We start from the raw sequence: 17,144 nt of genomic DNA on the forward strand, positions 1-17,144 counted from the left end.
AAGCCAGCACTCGCCTCTCGCTGAGGTCAAGCCAGCAGTTCGGTGATCCAGCGAGCCTGCCGGGCGACGTCCTCGACCTTGTCTTCGGGCACTGCCTGCCGCGCCTTGGCGAAGTGGGCCAGGGTCTTGTGCTTCACCCGCAGCAGGCGCTGCCACTTGGCCAGGAACGCCGGGCTGCGGGCCTGCATCTGCAGCGGGCCGAAGTACAGCTCCTCGGCGCTGTAGGTCACCGGGCCGGCGCGCTCGGCGACAATGATTTCATAGTCGAACCGGTTCTCTCGCAGCAGCTCCTCGCAGAGGATGCGGTAGTCATTTTCCATCAGCCATTGGCGCAGCGGCTGCTCGCCACCATTGGGCTGCAGGATCAAGCGCTCCTGGCCGCTCAGGTGGGCCTTGCCACTGTCGAGGATGTCGCGGATGGTCTCGCCGCCCATGCCGCAGATGCTGATGGCGGTGATTCTGTCTGCCGCTTCGATCGCCGCCAGGCCATCGGCCAAGCGCACCGTGATCCGCTGCTCCAGGCTGCTCTCGCGCACCGTGCGCTCGGCTGCGTGGAACGGCGTCAATGCCACCTCCCCCGCCACCGCCGTGGCGATGGCGCCACGGCGCATCAACGCCACCGGCAGGTAGCCGTGATCCGAGCCGATATCGGCCAGGCGTGCACCTGCGGGTACGTGCGCTGCCACGCGCTCCAGGCGCATGGACAATGTCTGTTGGTTCAACTGCTGCCCCTTTTCACCACGAACGCCCGGCACCTTTGGCCGGAACGGGGGCGATTCTGTCGATCAACGCGGTGCATTTCAACTTTATGCGACCGGGGTCATGGCTCGCTCCTTAGCTATTCCTTGTCACCTGCTCATTTTGCCTGCGTGGGATTGCGGCAGAGCATGGGCGAAAAGAGTCGCTGGCCAAGGTATTCAAGTCTCTTGGGTGAACACCAAGACAACCATGCGGATGATAAACTTGGCCGTTTACAGCAGGGATTTGCTCATGCAGCGCATCGTGATATTAGGCAACGCGGGAAGTGGTAAATCGACGCTGGCACGTGAAATAGGCAGCCGCCTCGGCTTACCGGTGGTGCACCTCGACAGGCTGTTCTGGGAGCCCGGCTGGATCGAAGCCGACAACCCAGTTTTCCGCTCCCGGGTCCTGCAGGCCATCGGCGGGGATGAATGGATCTGTGAGGGTAACTATGCTCGGCGAACCTTCGATCTGCGCCTGCCCCGCGCAGACCTGGTCATCTGGCTCGACACGCCCCGTGCCACATGCTTGAGGCGAGTGATGCTGCGCAGCGCACTGAAACGACCACGCGCTGATCTTCCGGCAGGTTGCGCAGAGAAGCTGAATAAGGAGTTCTTGAAGTTCTTGCACTTCATCTGGAATTTTGACCGAGTGAACCGTCCCGGTATCGAGGCCGTTCGCTCGGCCATCGGGCCGCTGGTTCCGGTGATCCATCTGCGAAGTGCGCGGCAGATCTCCGAGTTTTTGGATGGCCTGCCCGCGCAGACTCAGGCCTGCCTCAATCTGCAAGGCTGATGCGTGGCAAAGAGCCTCCAAGACCGCCCCTCAAGCCTTTGTCCAGGGGCGGTGGTACATCCCTGGCGGGCGACCGCTAGAGCGCAAGAACGAAACGGTACTCCCCTCCCACCGCTGCGTTTTCAGCGGGTTGCTCAAGCACGAACCCGCAGCGCCCCAGCACCTTCCGAGAGCCCATGTTTTCCTTGAAGACATAGGCGACCAGTTGCCTCAGTTGCCAACGCGCCTGTGCCTGTTGAATCAGATGCCTCAGCGCCAGTGTCGCCAACCCTTGCCCGCAAAGGTGCTGATCAATCCGATAGCCGACTTGCGCCTCGCCCTCCGGCGCATGGATGCTTTTCAGATTTGCTCGCCCGACGATGCGCTCAGTGGCGTCCTCGATAACCAACGGGTGCCAGGTGCCATCCGCAAAGTCGGACAAGTAGCCATCAATGTGCTCGGTAACACCCTGCACTGAGTAGAAAGCCGGATCGCGCGCATCAATATGGGACTCGAACCATTCACGGTTGTGGATTTCGAATGCCAGCAGCGCATCGATGTCGGTGTGTCTCAGCTCGCGAACCTTGAATGCTTCCATCAATTCCCTCCTATGCCCCTCTGCGAAAACCGGAACTCATGATGGGCCACAGTCGGAAGTAACCCGCGCGTCATCGATGGCGGCGCTCACTCAAAAGTGCTCCCGATCCTTGCCGCGTCCTTGGAGAGCCATATCCCGGTCACCTTGCCCGTAATGTCGCCGCGTGCGACCTGGCCCATGAAACGGCTGTCGTTACTGACATCGCGGTTGTCGCCTAACAGGTACACATGATCCGCTTCGACCTTGAGCGGCGCCAGGTTCAGCGAATACGCCTGTTTAACCTGGGTTGCGGGTGCAAAGAACAGCCCGAGATTCTGCCCATTGACGATCAGGTCACCGTTGACGATTTGCAGAGTGTCGCCACCTACTGCAGCAACACGCTTGGTAGCCTCCGAACCGTTGAACCGGTACACCACGATATCTCCGACCTTCGGCTTGCTGTAGCGGGTGTCTGTGACGATGTAATCGTCGATTGCCAAGGTCGGCACCATAGAGCCGCTAGGGACGTAATAAAGCTGATAACCGAACACTGTCGATCTGAGCGGATAGAGCAATACCAGGGTAACGACGATGAGAGCGGCGACATAAAAGCAATGGAACCGGACACTGGGCAGCGTCATTGCATCATCATGTCGGCAACTGAGTACTGCGGCGGCGATGGCCGAGACCAGCTTGACCAGCATAACGAATATGAAGAATGCATAGATGCCCTTGGGGCTGGCAATCCAGCCCAGGGCGCCAGCCAACACCAACCCGCCATACGACAGCCCTGCGACACGCAGCGCCCATTTGACACGACCGACATACACCAGGCCCCAACCGGCTATCAGGCAGGACATGACAAAGGCAATTAACGGTGATCTACGAGAGGACATGCACCTTCACTTTATTTGATGGATGTTTAACCACGGATGCGCTGGCAAGAGAGCCTGATGTTTCGGTTCGGGCGGGCTTGTCTCGCCGCACCTGGTCGTCACCCACTGCTGCTTGCCACAGCTAGCAACCGCCCCACAGCAGGTGTCGAGGGTCGTAGTCATTTACCGCGCCCCTCGGCACCGCCTTTCCCTGAGCCTCACTCCACGTAGCGCAGCCACAGATGTGTCCGAGCGGCAATAGCCTTTGTAACGACTGAAACCAATGTTTCCCGGTGCTCTTCAAGGGTGTTGTAGAGCGCACAGAAGTCTGTCGCCACCGCGTTGGCTACGGATAGGTCAGGAGGTTCTGCACGTAGAAAACCGAGATAGGACGCGCCCACACCCATCAACTCATAGCCATGGCTGAGAGCAAAATGGCGCGCAACCGCAAAGTTTTGTGCCGGGCCGAGGTCGCTGGTGAAATAGCCGTTGGGAAAAGCTGCGAGTGCCTCACAGCTATGCTCGACCGGAACCAGCAGCGCCGAGAGCGGCTGATCGAGCAGCGAAACGGGATTGTCCTGGTAATCAATCCACTCTTGCAGGCCATGTTCATCGAGCGTCAGGCCATGAGCGCAAGCGTCGGCGAACGAGGTGGCTGCCGCCTGCTCGACGAAGTTGCGATAAAGGATCGCGAACTCGGCTTTCGTGGTTGGATAGCCCAGGTACTCGCCGTCCTCGAAACATTCTGCCGGTAACCCGGCGATCTCCTGCTCCGAGGCATCGTCCAGCCCCAGGTTATTGCGTGCATGCCCCGAGGTGTAGCGGGCCTGCGGCAGATCATCGAGCGACAGCAGCGGCCTGAAACCAGGGTGGTTGGCGGCGATCGTGCGGTAGGCTTCAAGCAGATCCTCCAGGCTGGAGATGGCGCTCACGCGGTACTCGTCACAGGTGCCTACCGCTGGGTTATCAAGCATTGCGTTACCGCGAAATTGGATGTCCATCGAATACTGCCTACTCCATGTTGATGTTGAGACGAATGAGTGAATCTCAGGGCTACGGGACCATTCATGAACAGGCCCGCTGCGCTCAATAGCAAGCGCTAGCCCGCGGCATTCAAGGGTTGGGGTTCGCTGCTTGCAGTAGTTGGGCAATGCGCTTGCGCAATTGCCCATGGGTTTCCTCGGCATAGGCAATCGCGGTTTTCCAGTCATAGAACCATGCGGGCATCTTGCGCTTTTGCTCTGGCTCGCTGGCGTAGCGAGGAAAGATGTGGCAATGCAGTTCAGGCTCTGTATTGCCGAGGATTTCATAGTTCATGCGCAGGGCCCCGGTGGCCTGCAGAACCGCGTCCCCGATGCGGGCCATGTCCAGTAGATAAACGGCTCTGGCCTGGCTATCGAGATCATTCAGGCTCGCAACCACAGGGTCGGGCAGCAACAGGCAATACCCCTCGAGAAACTGTACGTCGCCCATGACTGCCCAACCGGAGGCCATCCGGCAAATGACTTTATCGTTGGCGCCGTTGCGGGCCTGCGCTACTCGTTGCGCAATCAGTGACATGCATTGTCCTTAATCATCAATGTTGGCTTCCACGATCCTCAGCCAAGGCCAGCGAGCTTGATAACTTTTTGCCTTCTGAGCAAACAAATCCGGCTGGGGATTTTCTGGATTGATCCGAAGCACGCCTAGCTCTAGGTCGGCCAAGCCATACGGCGCATACACCTCACCCGTTTGCACATCCAGTCCAATGCAGGTCGCCGCTATCAGGTAACGGTCAATGCCTTCTTTCGCCGACTGTAGCCGAGGACAAGGTCGGCCAAACCGCTGGCTGTACCAGAGATGGACGCGAGCCTGATTCTTGAGTTCAACGTTAACCTCAAGGTCCTGGAAAAGTCCCTGGGCCGAATGGATGACCTCATCTTCGGCCTCCCAGGACAGATCATTGTCGAAGTAAAAGACATCGTAATCCTTTACTCCCCAAGCGGCGGGCAAGTTCGATTGATCATTCCACACGGCTTGGAACAGGCAGCCGGCCGTGAGCAGGCATTGATCCAATCCGAGTGCAGGCAAGCGTGAAGTGATCTCGGCGTTTATTGGATTGGCCATCGCGATGGCGACCAATCGTTCGACAGTCAATGTCATGTTCATTCCTTGGATGATCGATCCGTGCCTGGCGTAGCGCGCCACGCAGCGTCGCGTTGAGGACAGCGCCCGCTTAGCGGTTCAGCGCCCAACGCCGACGCCTGCCAAGCACCTTCCGCAACCTAGACCACAGCCAGCGGCCATGGCTTGGAATCATCCCTGTCCGGTGGCTCGTGCAACGCCTGCTCCCACGCCTCAAACCCCGGCACCGCGCTGTACCCCGGGTCACAATACTGGCGAATGTATTGCGCCGCCCGGTGCTCTGCGTACTTGGCGTTCACCGGTACACCCTGCTCATCCAGTTCCAGCACATTGGCAAAGATTGCATAGGCCATCTCCAGCATGCTCGGCTCCTGGCCCAGGCAGGCTCGATAGTCGACACCTTCCAGCAATGGATAACCAAGGGTGCCGTTGGCGACCCAGAAACTGAAGGTTCTCAGTGCCCCGGAAAACTCCGAGCTCAGTTTTTTCGGGTAGAGCATGTTGAGTGTCTTTCCTTGATATTCGGTGGGTGCGAATTCTCCGGTGTCTGGCGCTGGAAAGGCAAGGCACCCGTCCTTCGATTCGCCCTTCCCTCGAGTAAAAACAACCTTGCGGTTTCCGCTTCCTTGCCAACCCGGCACAATGCTTGCCCTGTCACTCGCCGTACCCCAGCACAACACCGCCCCACTGCAAGGACCGCCCATGGACTTCTTCAAAAAGCTGCTCAACGCCGTCAAAAAGCCCGAGCCCCAAAGCGCCGAGTCAATCCTCTGCGCCACTCCCGCGAGCGAAGCCATTGATCAATCCACCGATCCTTTGCACTTGAGCAAGGCCGAACAGGCCAACCTCGCCACCCGCGAAGCTTCCGCCGCCTGCCTCGACCGTCACTGGCAAAGCCTCGGCACCTGCGAGTCCGACGTGCTTGGCTACATGATCAGCCCCAGTCTGATGGGCGGCCCCGATTGGCCTTCGACCCGCCAGGCGTTTCGCATCGTGCGCCGGCCCAATACCCTGCTGCTCACCACTGAAGGCCTTAGCGACCCGTTCGATGGCGTCGAAGGCGACGACCTGGGCAACGGCTTTGAAATGGAACTGTTCATCGAAACCGCGGACATTCCCGCCCACGCCCAAGGTCCCTTGGGCGACGTCTCGCCGTTCGCCAAGAGCTGGGCCTTCGAACTACTGCGCCATGTGGCCAATACCGTGGCCGAGGCCGGCGGCATCACCCACCAGTTGCAACAGCACGGTGTGCTGTCCCTGGAGCTGCCCGGTTTCAGCGAGTCGCATTTCATCAGCGACCAGTTGCCTGCGCACTTCGCCACTGAAGACGATTGCGTCGGCGTGCTGATCGGCGGCCCCGCCCCCGACTTCCCGACCCGCCTGGAAGACATGCCCCTGTCCCCGGTCAGCCTGGTGCCGGTGGTGCTGATCAGCGCCGCCGAGCTGGAATATGTACGCAACGGTGGCCGGGCTGCCCGTGAAGACCTGGTAACTCGCCTGAACAACGCCGGACTCGGCCATGTCGTCCGCCTGGAGCGCACCAGCCTGGTATGAACCGAGTTCCACCGGGCAACCCCTCTAGTGCTGGAGCACATTCAGGATCAAACGGGACCAATCACTCAATGCCAGAGCACAACACCTACTACGCCTTCCACCTGTTCGCAGGCAGATTTGCCGACAACACCGAGGCCGAACGCTTCGCCTTCGAACAGTGGGAAGCAGAACCTGCGCCCGACAGCGGTGCCGCCGACTACCAGGCCTGGGAAGACCGCAACCCCAGTTGGCGCCTGAAGCAGGAGCTGGGCTTCTATATGGACTCCGACTTCGTCGAGCTGGTTTCGAGCCAGGAATGCCCGCAGTACCTGGAGTCACTGATCCACAGCGACGCTGAGCAACAGCAGCTTCGCTGCCGGGCGCAGACGGGTTACAGCCATTTCATCCTCGTCGCCAGCGAGTCAATCTATGGCGACCAGCGATCGGACTCTTCAGGCCCGAATCAGCGCAAACCTTCCAGCACTCCCTCACTCGACTACCTGGGCGAATTCAACGGATGCCCCGCATGAACAAGGTTGTGGTTTTACTGCTGCTCAGTACTTTCATGGCCGGCTGCCACAGCACCGGCGTCGATCAGGAGCAGCAAGACACCTTCGCCAGCTTGCGCTGCTGGCAATTTCGCGATCAGAGCTCCATCACCCGGGAGCAGGTCAACTACATCCGTAACCGCAGCGACAACGGCGACCTGCAGTGCAAGACCCTGCTCGGCGACCTGTATGAACGTGGCCACGGTGTGGCGCAAGACGTACCTAAGGCCAAAGCCCTCTATCAGTCTGTAGCCGAGGTGAACGCCTCGGCCTACTACCAGCTCGGGCGCATGGAGGAAGAAGGTATTGGCGGCCCACCCGACTACGTCAAGGCCAGAGCGTTTTATCAGCGTGCCACTGCCAAGCCCGGGAATTCGGAGAGTACGACCCGTCTGGCCAGGCTGATGGTGGAAGGCAAAGGCGGCCCTGAGGATCTTCAGGGCGCGCTGCAGCTTTACCTCAGCGCTCTTGCCAGCAGTGTTGGCGATGCGTGGAAAGGCATAGACAGGTTGCGTGGAAAAGGGCTGGTGCTGAGCGCCGAACAGGAACAGCGCTACAACAAGGTCTGGGTCGACACCACGACGTACAGGCTGCGCAGCAAGATGCGCAGCCTGCAGATGAGCGTGTCGAGCAAGCTCGAACCCGGGTCTGTGGTCAAGCCGCTCAAACTCCAGCTTGAATGTATCCCAGGCTCCAATGTGCCCTCGATCTCGCTGCTGGAGGGGTCGGGCGACAGCGCTATCGACCAGGCCGTGCTGCAAGCCATGAGCACCTACCGCTTCTCCGGTGAGCCGATCTTCCCCAAGGGTCAGACGAGTTGGAAGGTGATTGCCAGCTTCTACCCCGGCTCGAAGTGATTCGCACCTTGGGAATGGCTCGCCGCGGTCCTGCTAATCACGCCGTCGTTGTTGCGATCAAGCACCAGGAAACCACTGTTCTTACCGGCCCAACCCGTAGCCAGCGGATTCTGGTCGCCGTCATAGCCAAAGGAAATGCCGGGGCTTTTTAGCCGCAGCCAACGTGCACAAACGCCAGCAACGATTCCTCTGCCTCGCGCTAAATGCTAAAAAGGCCCACCTGTTTCCCATGCACCCCTTGTCGTACCCAGCCGTACCACGAGAAACCCAATGCACACCCTCGACAACAACAGCAGTGCCCTGGGCGCCCTCTGCACCCAGTCACTCACCAGCCAGCGGCGATAGCAGCATGATCGAAGTCACCGAAGTCTCCATTGCGCAATTGCGCGCGGCCCTCGAATCCGGCCAGACCACCTCGGTGGAGCTGGTCCAGGCCTACCTGGCGCGAATCGACACCTATGACCGCCCGGGCACTGCCACGGCCCTCAACGCGGTGGTGGTGCCCAACCCCGAGGCGCTCAAGGAAGCCCAGGCCGCAGATGCCCGTCGCGCCAAGGGCCAGGCCCTAGGGCCGCTGGACGGTATCCCCTACACCGCCAAGGACAGTTACCTGGTCAAGGGCCTGAGCGCCGCTTCCGGCAGCCCGGCCTTCGCCGAGCTGGTGGCCTACCGTGACGCCTTCACCATTGAGCGCCTGCGCGGCGCCGGGGCTATCTGCCTGGGCAAGACCAATATGCCGCCCATGGCCAACGGTGGCATGCAGCGCGGGGTCTATGGCCGCGCCGAAAGCCCTTACAACGCCGACTACCTGACTGCGCCCTTCGCCTCGGGCTCGTCCAACGGTGCCGGCACGGCCACCGCCGCCAGCTTCGCCGCCTTCGGCCTGGCCGAGGAAACCTGGTCCAGCGGCCGTGGCCCGGCCTCCAACAATGGCCTGTGCGCCTACACCCCGTCACGCGGAGTGATCTCGGTGCGCGGCAACTGGCCGCTGACCCCGACCATGGACGTGGTCGTGCCTTTCGCCCGGACCATGGCCGACCTGCTGGAAGTGCTCGACGTGGTGGTGGCCGAAGACCCGGACACCCGCGGCGACCTGTGGCGCCTGCAGCCCTGGGTGCCAATCCCCAGCGTGGCCTCGGTGCGCCCGGCGTCCTACCCGCAATTGGCAGCAAGCCCGGCCGCCCTGGCCGGCAAGCGCTTGGGGGTGCCGCGCATGTACATCAACGCCGACGCCGAAGCCGGCACCAGCGAGAACCCGGGCATCGGCGGCCCCACTGGCCAGCGGATCAACACCCGGCCTTCGGTGATCGCTCTCTGGGAACAGGCGCGCAAAGCCCTGGAAGCGGCCGGCGCAGAAGTACTGGAAGTGGATTTCCCCCTGGTGTCGAACTGCGAAGGCGATCGTCCCGGCGCGCCGACCGTGTACAACCGCGGCCTGGTCAGCAAGGAGTTCCTCCATGACGAGCTGTGGGAGCTGTCGGGCTGGGCCTTCGACGACTTCCTGCGGGCCAACGACGATCCCAAGCTCAACCGCCTGGCCGATGTCGACGGACCGCAGATCTTCCCCCACGACCCGGGCACCCTGCCCAACCGCGAAGATGACCTGGCCGCCGGCATGGATGAATACGTGAACATGGCCAAGCGCGGGCTCAAGACCTGGGACCAGATCACCACCCTGCCCGACGGCCTGCGCGGGCTCGAGCAGACCCGGCGCATCGACCTCGAAGAGTGGATGGATCGACTGGGGCTGGACGCGGTGCTGTTTCCTACCGTGGCCGATGTCGGCCCGGCGAATGCCGATGTCGACCCGGCGTCGGCGGACATTGCCTGGAGCAACGGCGTGTGGGTGGCCAATGGCAACCTGGCGATCCGCCATTTGGGCGTACCGACGGTGACCGTGCCCATGGGCGTGATGGCGGACATCGGCATGCCGGTGGGCCTGACCTTTGCCGGCCGTGCCTATGACGATTCGCGCCTGCTGCGGTTGGCTTCGGCGTTCGAGTCGACCGGGAGCAAACGCTTGATTCCACCGCGTACGCCGGCGTTGCTGAGCGGTCAGTGACAGGTGTGGGATGGGGCCGTAACGGCCCCGTTCTTCAACACCTGGAGCAAAGCTACAAGGCCAAGAGACGCCTGGCGCTGCACCACTGAATCCCGCACTGCTCGCCGTGTGTAAGCCGCCCACCCAGCTTTTAACGTGAGCCACATGAACTCGATCAACGCCGTCATGCATCAATCGAAGTACAGCAAGGCCCCCCACCCGGTTTTCACCATCGACGGTGTAGCCCTCGACCAGTGGATCAAGGGCGTGATCTACACCCAATCAGGTGAAGACGATACCGAGGGGCTGGTGCCGGCCCAAGGCTGGCTCATCGATGACGAGCAGCAAAAACATGCCTGGCAGTTACTGGCGCCGCTGCCCGAGGACTGCTCGACCGTTGTCCCTCTGCTGATCTGCCCCGACGACATGGACCTGAGCTGCACGGTTGCCGTAGTCGAGCAAGTAGTGCGGGGAGAGAAGCTGATCTGGGAGCGATTTGGCCGGGCCGTCGACCTGATCAATGGCGTTGTCACTGCGGTCGCCTGGAACCTCCATGTTCAACGCGCCGAGTTCTCAAGGCTGCAGTTTGAAGAAGCCTGCGCCGAGTTCAAAAGGCTGACCGAGCATGAATGGGCTTGATGCCAAACCCGCGAACGCAATCGGCCCCTGGCAAGCAGCAGGCTTATAACAAGACTGAGGATGTTTGCGACCCATCCATCAAGGTTGCAGCCACGAAAAAACCGCCGCGCACGAAATCCTCTTGCTGGCCAACACTGCTACTCAACGGATTGGCAGTACCCTGGCACGATTTCCAATACACCACGATCAGGACTGCTGATGAGTAGCCACCACATCTCCCTCGCCAACGGCTGGACCGCCGAATTCACCAACCAGGGCGAATTCCGCATGGGCGCCGAAGCTTGGAACCTGCTCTTGCTGGGGCCGGAGCAGCAGTCGATCCAGTACTTCACCCAGCAGATTGTCCTGGTCAACGATGACGATGGCAGCCAGGCCCGGTCCTGCATCAGCCTCTCCGAAGACGGCGCCTACGGTTACTTGAGCGCAGGAGTGGAGCACGGCTGGGTGCTCGATTTTGCCCACTGCAGGATTGCCCCGCACCGCGTGCGGATTTCCCATCACCATGAGGGTTATGACGAAAGCGTCTCGCTGTTCGAACAGCCCGCCTTCAAGCGGGTGCGCGAGTACATCAGGGTGACTGGCAGGTTTATCTACCTGACCTTCCCGCTCACCCCAGATGAGGATTTTCCCGGAGTCTGGGAGGAGTACCAGCAGATTCGCCGGCGGCAGCTGGATGAGTTGTACTTCAGCAACTGAAGCGCTGATACCCGTGCGCACAATCACCAGGGCCTGTCAGTTGCGCAGTGCTTGCTTCGATCAAGCCCTCATCACGACGGCCCTAATTCCACTGAGTAACAACGCCCGCGGACACTAAAGTCGACCACTCGCTTGGCCTTGTCGACGGTGATCGACACCACGCAAGAACCCGGATGCTCCACGTCATCCATGTAGTTGGTATGGACCATGACATTGCCCTGCATCTGCGAGCCCTGGGCCACCACTTCCTGGCGCACATAGGTGGTGTCGTGGTACCAGCTCATCACCACTTGCTGGCCGTCGGCAGTGGGCACCATCCGCCCCGGCGGCCCGAAGAAGTCCAGCGCATCCTGGGCGCTGCGCTGCTGCCACTGGCTGCGGGCGCGCAGCTCCGGCAGCGAAGGCACGTGCATGCAGCCAGCGAACAGCGTCACCAGCAACAGCACCGCCAAGCTGCGGCTGCTCTGCATGGCCGGCCTCATTGGGCCTTGGGCCGATTGCCCAGCATTACGTCCAGGTCATCCATGACTTCGCCCTTCTCCTGGATCCCCATCAGTTCCTGGAACATCGCCTGGGTGGTGCTGATCATCTGTATCGCCGGCATCTGGCCCAGGTGCAGCATCTGGTTGTTCTCGCGGTTGCCTGGTGCACAGACAAAGGCAAAGCTGCGCTGTACCCAGTAATCCTTCAGGTCCTGCCACTCGTGGGACACCTTGAGTTCCTTGACTGCATTGTCCGGCCGGCGCATGGCCTTGGCGTCGGCAAAGCGCACCTTGCGCGCGCCACACTGGAACTCCAGGGTGTACGCCACCAGCACCGGCATGCTGCGCTCCTCGAACACCTGGAACAGCAGCAGCGACTGGGCCCCCTTGGGCTTGGCCAGCGGCGCAATGGATTGGGCATCGGCAACGAACATCTGGTTCTTGTAGCGCTCACCCCGGCCATAAACCGCCCAGAAGTCACCGGCGGCTTCTTGCGCCCAGGTGGCCCCGGCGCCGGTAAGCGTGGCAAGAAGGACCAGGGATAGGGTGAACCTGAAGGACAAGCGCATGGTGTTCCTTTCCTTGGACAGCCGGTGAAACCGTGACGCCGGCTAGGGCCTGATGCTGATACGTCGGGGAATATATCGCCGTGATACAGCAGCGTCGATTAGCTCAAATGTGCTAATGGCGCGGTGCTCTGAGCCATCGCCAAGATCACCCGGGTCATTGGCAATCGCTCAAGCTTGCACTTGTCCGGCCATCTGCGATCATCCGCGGCGCCAATGGAATTTCTCTGATCCGGCAGGAACCGCACACCCTGCTTAGCGCAAGAACACACTGGCTGGCCCTGACGCTGATGCCCGGCGTGGCCCTGCACTCGGCCACGCTGCACGGCGGCGCAGCCAACCGCAGCGAACAACCGCGGGATGTGCTTGTCATGCAGTTTGGCTTGCGCTCATCGACACTTCGTTGCCAAGCGCAGGAGACCTTGGCGCTCGCCACTCGAGAGCAACTCCTGGCCTGCTATCGGAGCACGCTGGACAGCTCGCGCCAGCCACCAGACTAACTCGCCCCAGGCGTCATTCGCCGCCCCTCAGAGCAGACTCCACGACACCCCGAGATACACCCCCAGTCCTTCTCCCGGCGTCGACCGTGCCAAGTCCACTCCCTTGTCGTCATAGCCCGGAGTGACGGTGGCGGCGTAGCGCTTGTCGGTCAGGTTGCGCAGGTCAATCCAGGTCTGCCAATCGTGCTTCGGCGCGTTGTAGCCCAGGGTCGCGCCGAACAGTGCGTAAGGATCGGCGTAGAAGCTGTTGGCGTAATCCACCGCGACCTTGGACACCAGTTGCGTGTTGACTGCGGCGAAGAAACCCTGGGGCCAGTCATAGCGCAGTTCGCCCTGGTAGTAATGCATCGGCAGGCCCGGCAGGCGGTTGTCAGCGAAGCGCGGGTCGTCACGGTAGTGGAAGTCGCTGAAGGTGTAGGCCTGGCGCAAGCTCAGTTGGCCACCGCCCTCCGGCGACCACAGGTTGCTCTGCAGGCTGGCTTCCACGCCCTGGTGCACAGTGGGGCTGGCGTTGAGTTCATAGGGCATGGTGGCGTTGGCGTCCGGCAGCACCGAAAGCAACTCGTGGCGCACCTGGGCGTAGTACCAGGCCAGGCTCCATTGCCCCAGGGCGCTGTCACCGCGACCGCCAAGTTCCAGGGTGGTCGCGGTCTGGTTGCGCAACTTGATCGGGTCGCGCTGGGCACCCGTGGCGACACCGCTGCCGGTCGGGAAGCGCTGGTTGGCGCTGTAGATCAGCGACCAGGGATGGGGCGCTTCCACCGAGCGACTGAGGTTGCCGAACAGCTGCACATCCGGCGTCAGCTGGTAGCGCAGGCCCAGGCGTGGCGCGTAGTCCCAGTCACCGAGGCTGGTCTTGCCGCCGCCTGCGGGGTAGGTCACGGCGCTCTCGCGGCGGGTGTAGATGGCCGCCAGGCCGGTGGTCAGCCACAGGTCGTCGGCGATCTCCAGGTCATTGCCCACGTGCAGGACCGTGTCCGAACCCTGGTAGGTGAAGTTGCGGATTCGCGTACCCGGCGCGTAGCCAGCGGTGTTGCCGGTAGGGATACGCACAAACTCGCTGGCGCCGTCATTGGGCAGGTGTTTAGTCACCCGTAGTCCCACGGTGCTATGGCTTTCCAGGCCCCAGAGGGTGTCGCGACGCTTGTAGTCGAAGGTGCCGCTGACATCGCTGTAGGCCACCTTCAGGCGGTTCGGGCCCTCGCGCAGGTCCATCGGGTAGTCGTGGTAGACCAGGCCGGTCTGGATGCTTGAGTCGTCATCGATGTAGTAGGTGGTCTTGTTGCCGACAAAGGTACTGCCCGGCTGCTTGCGGCGATCGTCCCGGGGCAGGTAGGCGGGGTTGGCCGCCCGTGGGCTGTGCTCGATGGAGTGCTTGGTCACTCGCCCGGCGAGGTCGTTGTCGGTCTCGCGGTAGCGCAGATAGAAACGTGTTTCCAGGTTCGGATTGAAGCGATAACCGAAATTGCCAATCACCCCCTGGCTGTCGCTGGCGGTGTGGTCCTGGTAACCGTCGGCGCGGGCGTCGGTCAGGGCCACGTAGTAGTCGAAATTGCCCAGCACCTGGCCGGAGCTGACCTGGCGCTGGCGATAGCCATGGCTGCCGGTGGCGTAGCGCACCTGCAGCAGTGGCGAGTCGTAGCCGGTATGGCTGACGTAGTCGATGGCGCCGCCCAGGGCCAGGGCGCCGCGATCGAAACCGTTGGCGCCGCGCAGCACTTCAACGTGGTCGAGCCACAGCGGCTCCAACAGTTCATAAGGGGTGCCGCCGGGGCCGGTCAGCGGCAGGCCATCGAGTTGGCTGTACAGCCCCGAGGCATGGGCGCCCGGGGCGCGGTTGATGCCCGAACCGCGGATCGAGAGCTTGACCCCTTCATTGCCCGAAGACTGGGCATAGACCCCGGGCTGATAGGCCAGGACGTCCTGGTTGCTGGCCACACGGCCCTGCAACGGGCCGCGCATGTCCACCCCATTAGTGCCGCCCGGCACCTGGGCCAATCGGGCCGCGGCCTCTTCCATCCGCTGCCCTTCGCCAACCGGCCCCTGCCCCTGGATCAGCGCCGGGGCCAGCTCCACGCCCTGAGTCTCGGCCAGCGCCGGACAGGCAAAGGCCAGGCCCAACAGGGCTGTGGGCAAGGATTTGGGCAAGGGCATCTGAAAAACTCCAACGCAGAGAAACGGGCAGTGCAAGCTGCGACGTATCAAGGAACGAAGGAAACACATGGCAATTTGGCTTTTTTCTCAAGGGGACAGCTGTCGATGCACATACGCCGGCTTGCGCAGAGCAGAACCGCAACAAGCAGCCCGTCAGACTCGTATAGGAAAGCCAGCGCCACTCGGTTGCCCAAGGTAATGAGTAGCCACCAGACTTGCGCTATCACGCACTGCGTCCAGCCAGGTCTGCATCACCGCCATGACCTCTGGATCGATTGTTGTGCAATAGCTGGCGACGACCATCAGCCTTCGCCGCAGTGCTTGAAAAACCGTGGACAGGATAATGGCCAACCAGTAGTTTGCCCCCCGGCCAGCACGCTACACATGTGCCGTACCGTTACGTTCACCAGGGATAGATGAAACCATGGAAAGACCTGTAGAAGTTTCAAAAGCGATTTACTGTGTTTTAGCGAGTTTTGCACTGGGTGTGGTGAAAACCCTGTTGAACCTCTCGTATATCAAGGAGCAAGGGATTCCCGTATTGACGGCCATTGTTGTGATTGTGCTGATCACCGCCTTCGCCAGCTTTCTGCTTTACAAGATCCACACAGGAAAAAATTGGGCACGAATTGTTTTCATGGTGATGGTGGTGGTTGGATTCCTGCCATTTTTCCCAGAGATCATGGCGGAGTTCGGGCGCTCTCCTCTCATCGGTTCGCTCAGCGTGATTCAAGCACTGCTGCAAGTGATTGCGGTGTGGTTGCTGTTTTTCACGCCAGGAAAAACCTGGTTCAAACCGGCCTAGATCTCATCCATTAGCCGCTGCCCGCAGACCGTTCAGGGCAGCGGTTTTCCAGGCGCTTACTCTTCTGCAAGCAGCAAACAGTCGCGTCACACAAGCAAAGGGCCGGGCCTGTTGTTGCAGCCTTCTCGTTGCAATGACAAACGCTACTTCAGGCTGAATGCCCGGCATCTCCCGAATGCCTGTTACAGCGGCTTGGGTGAGTCATGAATCGACACTGCGGCGCTCAAGGCGTATCCGCTCCAACCCGCGCAGCCGTGACGCCGTCCTGCTCCTGGGGGGATTCGAGCCCCCAGTCGCGCTGTTGATTCCAGTCCTCGCCAAACATCTCCGCGGGGTGCATGGTGCGGTCCGCACCATTGCCACAGGCCAGGGCGCTGGCCGCGCAGTAGCGGTCGCAGCCCCAGCAGATCCGCTCGGGGTGCTTGGGGTTGGCGGGAAATGGCTTGGCCATGGAGGCTCCGGGGTTAGCACTGGCGAGGCAGGTAAGCTACCGCGTCGTCGCCAGGGCGCGGTTGATCCCGATCAAGCGCCATGGGCAACCACTAGCGCCCTGCCCGCCTTGCCGACGGCACAGCCCCTCTGGCCTCCTGGAAGTTCTCAAGCGGTCGCCCGAGGTTCACTCCCCGGCCTTTTTCCCGCCCTTGATGTTGTCGATGAGATCGACCACATAGTTCTGGTTGAAACCCGCCACGAACGACCAGAACAGCAGCTTGGCGTAGGAGGCATAACCTGCGGCATGCTGACAGAAAATCTTATAGAAGTTGTTCTCGGTGAAGCGGCAGTTCTCATCACTGACGATCAGCGGAAAAAGCTCCCCCTGCACCACCCCGGAGAGAAACAGGATGTACAGCAGGCCCGCGAGAATTCCGCCGATGAACGAAGGCAGCAACACGCCGAACCAGGAGCTGCACAGGCCTACCAGTTCATCGTCACTGAGGCTCGACAGTTGCCGGTGAAACCCCACATAACCGCCAATATTGCCGGCGATGAACACGATCGAAGGGATGGTGTAGCCCTCCGCTTTGGAGACCGCCAACAGGGACAACAGCAACAGCAGCACAAAGATGATGAACAGTCGCTTCCATAGGGTGTTCAGCGCGTCCTGACGATTCATGTTCATCTCGCCGCTTCAGGTGGTTGGAGAGGTCGGCCTGCCTTTATCAAGATAGATGAGCCTTGGCGCCCGAGATGTTTTTTTCCGCCGGAAAAAACCACGCCTTCAGGCAAGCAGG

20 protein-coding genes are annotated in these 17,144 nt (G+C 61.2%); 8 read left to right on the top strand and 12 right to left on the bottom strand.

The annotated features are described in order from the left end of the window. Positions 1 to 26: 26 nt before the first annotated feature. Positions 27 to 722, bottom strand: coding sequence for a tRNA (adenine(22)-N(1))-methyltransferase (locus GV819_RS07780; RefSeq protein WP_256667401.1), 696 nt, complete (start codon positions 720 to 722; stop codon positions 27 to 29). Between the two features lie 268 nt (positions 723 to 990). Here GV819_RS07780 and GV819_RS07785 point away from each other — a divergent pair, with 268 nt between their 5' ends. Continuing rightward, entirely contained in the window at positions 991 to 1,536 is a 546-nt protein-coding gene (locus GV819_RS07785) for an AAA family ATPase (RefSeq protein ID WP_161755156.1), read from the top strand. 76 nt (positions 1,537 to 1,612) lie between these two features. Here GV819_RS07785 and GV819_RS07790 read toward each other — a convergent pair whose 3' ends face one another. The 6 genes from GV819_RS07790 to GV819_RS07815 form a co-directional block, all read right to left on the bottom strand. Continuing rightward, positions 1,613 to 2,113, bottom strand: a complete 501-nt coding sequence (locus GV819_RS07790) for a GNAT family N-acetyltransferase (RefSeq protein WP_161755158.1) — start codon at positions 2,111 to 2,113, stop codon at positions 1,613 to 1,615. A gap of 86 nt (positions 2,114 to 2,199) precedes the next feature. Then, the gene (gene lepB, locus GV819_RS07795) at positions 2,200 to 2,988 is read right to left on the bottom strand and encodes a signal peptidase I (protein ID WP_161755160.1); all 789 of its coding nucleotides are present in this window, start codon (positions 2,986 to 2,988) and stop codon (positions 2,200 to 2,202) included. Positions 2,989 to 3,185: 197 nt separating this feature from the next. Further along, positions 3,186 to 3,968, bottom strand: a complete 783-nt coding sequence (locus tag GV819_RS07800; protein ID WP_256667402.1) for a DUF4253 domain-containing protein — start codon at positions 3,966 to 3,968, stop codon at positions 3,186 to 3,188. A 112-nt stretch (positions 3,969 to 4,080) separates the two neighbouring features. Next, positions 4,081 to 4,527, bottom strand: coding sequence for an HIT family protein (locus GV819_RS07805; RefSeq protein ID WP_161755163.1), 447 nt, complete (start codon positions 4,525 to 4,527; stop codon positions 4,081 to 4,083). A gap of 9 nt (positions 4,528 to 4,536) precedes the next feature. Then, positions 4,537 to 5,109 carry a nucleotidyltransferase family protein gene (locus GV819_RS07810; RefSeq protein WP_161755165.1) on the bottom strand — a complete coding sequence of 191 codons (573 nt, stop codon included), beginning with the start codon at positions 5,107 to 5,109 and terminating at the stop codon, positions 4,537 to 4,539. A gap of 122 nt (positions 5,110 to 5,231) precedes the next feature. After that, positions 5,232 to 5,591: a DUF7677 family protein gene (locus GV819_RS07815; protein WP_161755167.1), complete on the bottom strand. Its 360-nt coding sequence runs from the start codon at positions 5,589 to 5,591 to the stop codon at positions 5,232 to 5,234. Positions 5,592 to 5,793: 202 nt separating this feature from the next. On the opposite strand from GV819_RS07815, the gene GV819_RS07820 reads away from it, so the two are divergent. The 6 genes from GV819_RS07820 to GV819_RS07845 all read left to right on the top strand — a co-directional run bounded on the left by GV819_RS07820 (position 5,794) and on the right by GV819_RS07845 (position 11,405). Then, positions 5,794 to 6,645 (top strand): suppressor of fused domain protein, encoded by an 852-nt coding sequence (locus GV819_RS07820; protein WP_161755169.1) that lies wholly within the window; start codon positions 5,794 to 5,796, stop codon positions 6,643 to 6,645. 68 nt (positions 6,646 to 6,713) lie between these two features. Further along, entirely contained in the window at positions 6,714 to 7,154 is a 441-nt protein-coding gene (locus GV819_RS07825; RefSeq protein ID WP_161755171.1) for a hypothetical protein, read from the top strand. Then, a complete protein-coding gene (locus GV819_RS07830) occupies positions 7,151 to 8,029 on the top strand; it encodes a tetratricopeptide repeat protein (RefSeq protein WP_161755173.1) in 879 nt (292 codons plus the stop codon). Before GV819_RS07825 ends, GV819_RS07830 begins: the two co-directional genes overlap by 4 nt. Positions 8,030 to 8,378: 349 nt before the next feature. Next, positions 8,379 to 10,091 (top strand): amidase, encoded by a 1,713-nt coding sequence (locus GV819_RS07835; protein WP_161755175.1) that lies wholly within the window; start codon positions 8,379 to 8,381, stop codon positions 10,089 to 10,091. Between the two features lie 144 nt (positions 10,092 to 10,235). Beyond that, positions 10,236 to 10,709, top strand: coding sequence for a hypothetical protein (locus GV819_RS07840; protein ID WP_178125955.1), 474 nt, complete (start codon positions 10,236 to 10,238; stop codon positions 10,707 to 10,709). A 198-nt stretch (positions 10,710 to 10,907) separates the two neighbouring features. Beyond that, on the top strand, positions 10,908 to 11,405 hold the full coding sequence (locus tag GV819_RS07845; protein ID WP_161755177.1) for a hypothetical protein: 498 nt from the start codon (positions 10,908 to 10,910) through the stop codon (positions 11,403 to 11,405). A 71-nt stretch (positions 11,406 to 11,476) separates the two neighbouring features. Here the strand turns inward: GV819_RS07845 and GV819_RS07850 are convergent, their stop codons facing one another. The 3 genes from GV819_RS07850 to GV819_RS07860 form a co-directional block, all read right to left on the bottom strand. Next, positions 11,477 to 11,875 (bottom strand): hypothetical protein, encoded by a 399-nt coding sequence (locus GV819_RS07850; protein ID WP_161755179.1) that lies wholly within the window; start codon positions 11,873 to 11,875, stop codon positions 11,477 to 11,479. Between the two features lie 8 nt (positions 11,876 to 11,883). Continuing rightward, positions 11,884 to 12,456 (bottom strand): hypothetical protein, encoded by a 573-nt coding sequence (locus tag GV819_RS07855; RefSeq protein WP_161755181.1) that lies wholly within the window; start codon positions 12,454 to 12,456, stop codon positions 11,884 to 11,886. 524 nt (positions 12,457 to 12,980) lie between these two features. Next, a complete protein-coding gene (locus GV819_RS07860; protein ID WP_161755183.1) occupies positions 12,981 to 15,107 on the bottom strand; it encodes a TonB-dependent receptor family protein in 2,127 nt (708 codons plus the stop codon). A gap of 424 nt (positions 15,108 to 15,531) precedes the next feature. On the opposite strand from GV819_RS07860, the gene GV819_RS07865 reads away from it, so the two are divergent. Continuing rightward, positions 15,532 to 15,912 (top strand): hypothetical protein, encoded by a 381-nt coding sequence (locus GV819_RS07865; protein ID WP_161755185.1) that lies wholly within the window; start codon positions 15,532 to 15,534, stop codon positions 15,910 to 15,912. A gap of 223 nt (positions 15,913 to 16,135) precedes the next feature. Here GV819_RS07865 and GV819_RS07870 read toward each other — a convergent pair whose 3' ends face one another. Both GV819_RS07870 and GV819_RS07875 read right to left on the bottom strand, forming a co-directional pair. Then, positions 16,136 to 16,363, bottom strand: coding sequence for a DUF3079 domain-containing protein (locus tag GV819_RS07870; protein WP_161755187.1), 228 nt, complete (start codon positions 16,361 to 16,363; stop codon positions 16,136 to 16,138). Between the two features lie 165 nt (positions 16,364 to 16,528). Then, positions 16,529 to 17,026 (bottom strand): hypothetical protein, encoded by a 498-nt coding sequence (locus GV819_RS07875; protein WP_161755189.1) that lies wholly within the window; start codon positions 17,024 to 17,026, stop codon positions 16,529 to 16,531. Between the last annotated feature and the right edge of the window lie 118 nt (positions 17,027 to 17,144).

This window comes from Pseudomonas sp. Fl5BN2 (assembly GCF_009908205.1).
GTDB lineage: Bacteria > Pseudomonadota > Gammaproteobacteria > Pseudomonadales > Pseudomonadaceae > Aquipseudomonas.

Excerpts from the sequence above, each read along its gene's own strand:
- GV819_RS07785 (WP_161755156.1), top strand. The coding sequence starts at position 991 with ATGCAGCGCATCGTGATATTAGGCAACGCGGGAAGTGGTAAATCGACG.
- GV819_RS07790 (WP_161755158.1), bottom strand. The coding sequence starts at position 2,113 with ATGGAAGCATTCAAGGTTCGCGAGCTGAGACACACCGACATCGATGCG.
- lepB (WP_161755160.1), bottom strand. The coding sequence starts at position 2,988 with ATGTCCTCTCGTAGATCACCGTTAATTGCCTTTGTCATGTCCTGCCTG.
- GV819_RS07800 (WP_256667402.1), bottom strand. The coding sequence starts at position 3,968 with ATGGACATCCAATTTCGCGGTAACGCAATGCTTGATAACCCAGCGGTA.
- GV819_RS07805 (WP_161755163.1), bottom strand. The coding sequence starts at position 4,527 with ATGTCACTGATTGCGCAACGAGTAGCGCAGGCCCGCAACGGCGCCAAC.
- GV819_RS07810 (WP_161755165.1), bottom strand. The coding sequence starts at position 5,109 with ATGACATTGACTGTCGAACGATTGGTCGCCATCGCGATGGCCAATCCA.
- GV819_RS07815 (WP_161755167.1), bottom strand. The coding sequence starts at position 5,591 with ATGCTCTACCCGAAAAAACTGAGCTCGGAGTTTTCCGGGGCACTGAGA.
- GV819_RS07820 (WP_161755169.1), top strand. The coding sequence starts at position 5,794 with ATGGACTTCTTCAAAAAGCTGCTCAACGCCGTCAAAAAGCCCGAGCCC.
- GV819_RS07825 (WP_161755171.1), top strand. The coding sequence starts at position 6,714 with ATGCCAGAGCACAACACCTACTACGCCTTCCACCTGTTCGCAGGCAGA.
- GV819_RS07830 (WP_161755173.1), top strand. The coding sequence starts at position 7,151 with ATGAACAAGGTTGTGGTTTTACTGCTGCTCAGTACTTTCATGGCCGGC.
- GV819_RS07835 (WP_161755175.1), top strand. The coding sequence starts at position 8,379 with ATGATCGAAGTCACCGAAGTCTCCATTGCGCAATTGCGCGCGGCCCTC.
- GV819_RS07840 (WP_178125955.1), top strand. The coding sequence starts at position 10,236 with ATGAACTCGATCAACGCCGTCATGCATCAATCGAAGTACAGCAAGGCC.
- GV819_RS07845 (WP_161755177.1), top strand. The coding sequence starts at position 10,908 with ATGAGTAGCCACCACATCTCCCTCGCCAACGGCTGGACCGCCGAATTC.
- GV819_RS07850 (WP_161755179.1), bottom strand. The coding sequence starts at position 11,875 with ATGCAGAGCAGCCGCAGCTTGGCGGTGCTGTTGCTGGTGACGCTGTTC.
- GV819_RS07855 (WP_161755181.1), bottom strand. The coding sequence starts at position 12,456 with ATGCGCTTGTCCTTCAGGTTCACCCTATCCCTGGTCCTTCTTGCCACG.
- GV819_RS07860 (WP_161755183.1), bottom strand. The coding sequence starts at position 15,107 with ATGCCCTTGCCCAAATCCTTGCCCACAGCCCTGTTGGGCCTGGCCTTT.
- GV819_RS07865 (WP_161755185.1), top strand. The coding sequence starts at position 15,532 with ATGGAAAGACCTGTAGAAGTTTCAAAAGCGATTTACTGTGTTTTAGCG.
- GV819_RS07870 (WP_161755187.1), bottom strand. The coding sequence starts at position 16,363 with ATGGCCAAGCCATTTCCCGCCAACCCCAAGCACCCCGAGCGGATCTGC.
- GV819_RS07875 (WP_161755189.1), bottom strand. The coding sequence starts at position 17,026 with ATGAATCGTCAGGACGCGCTGAACACCCTATGGAAGCGACTGTTCATC.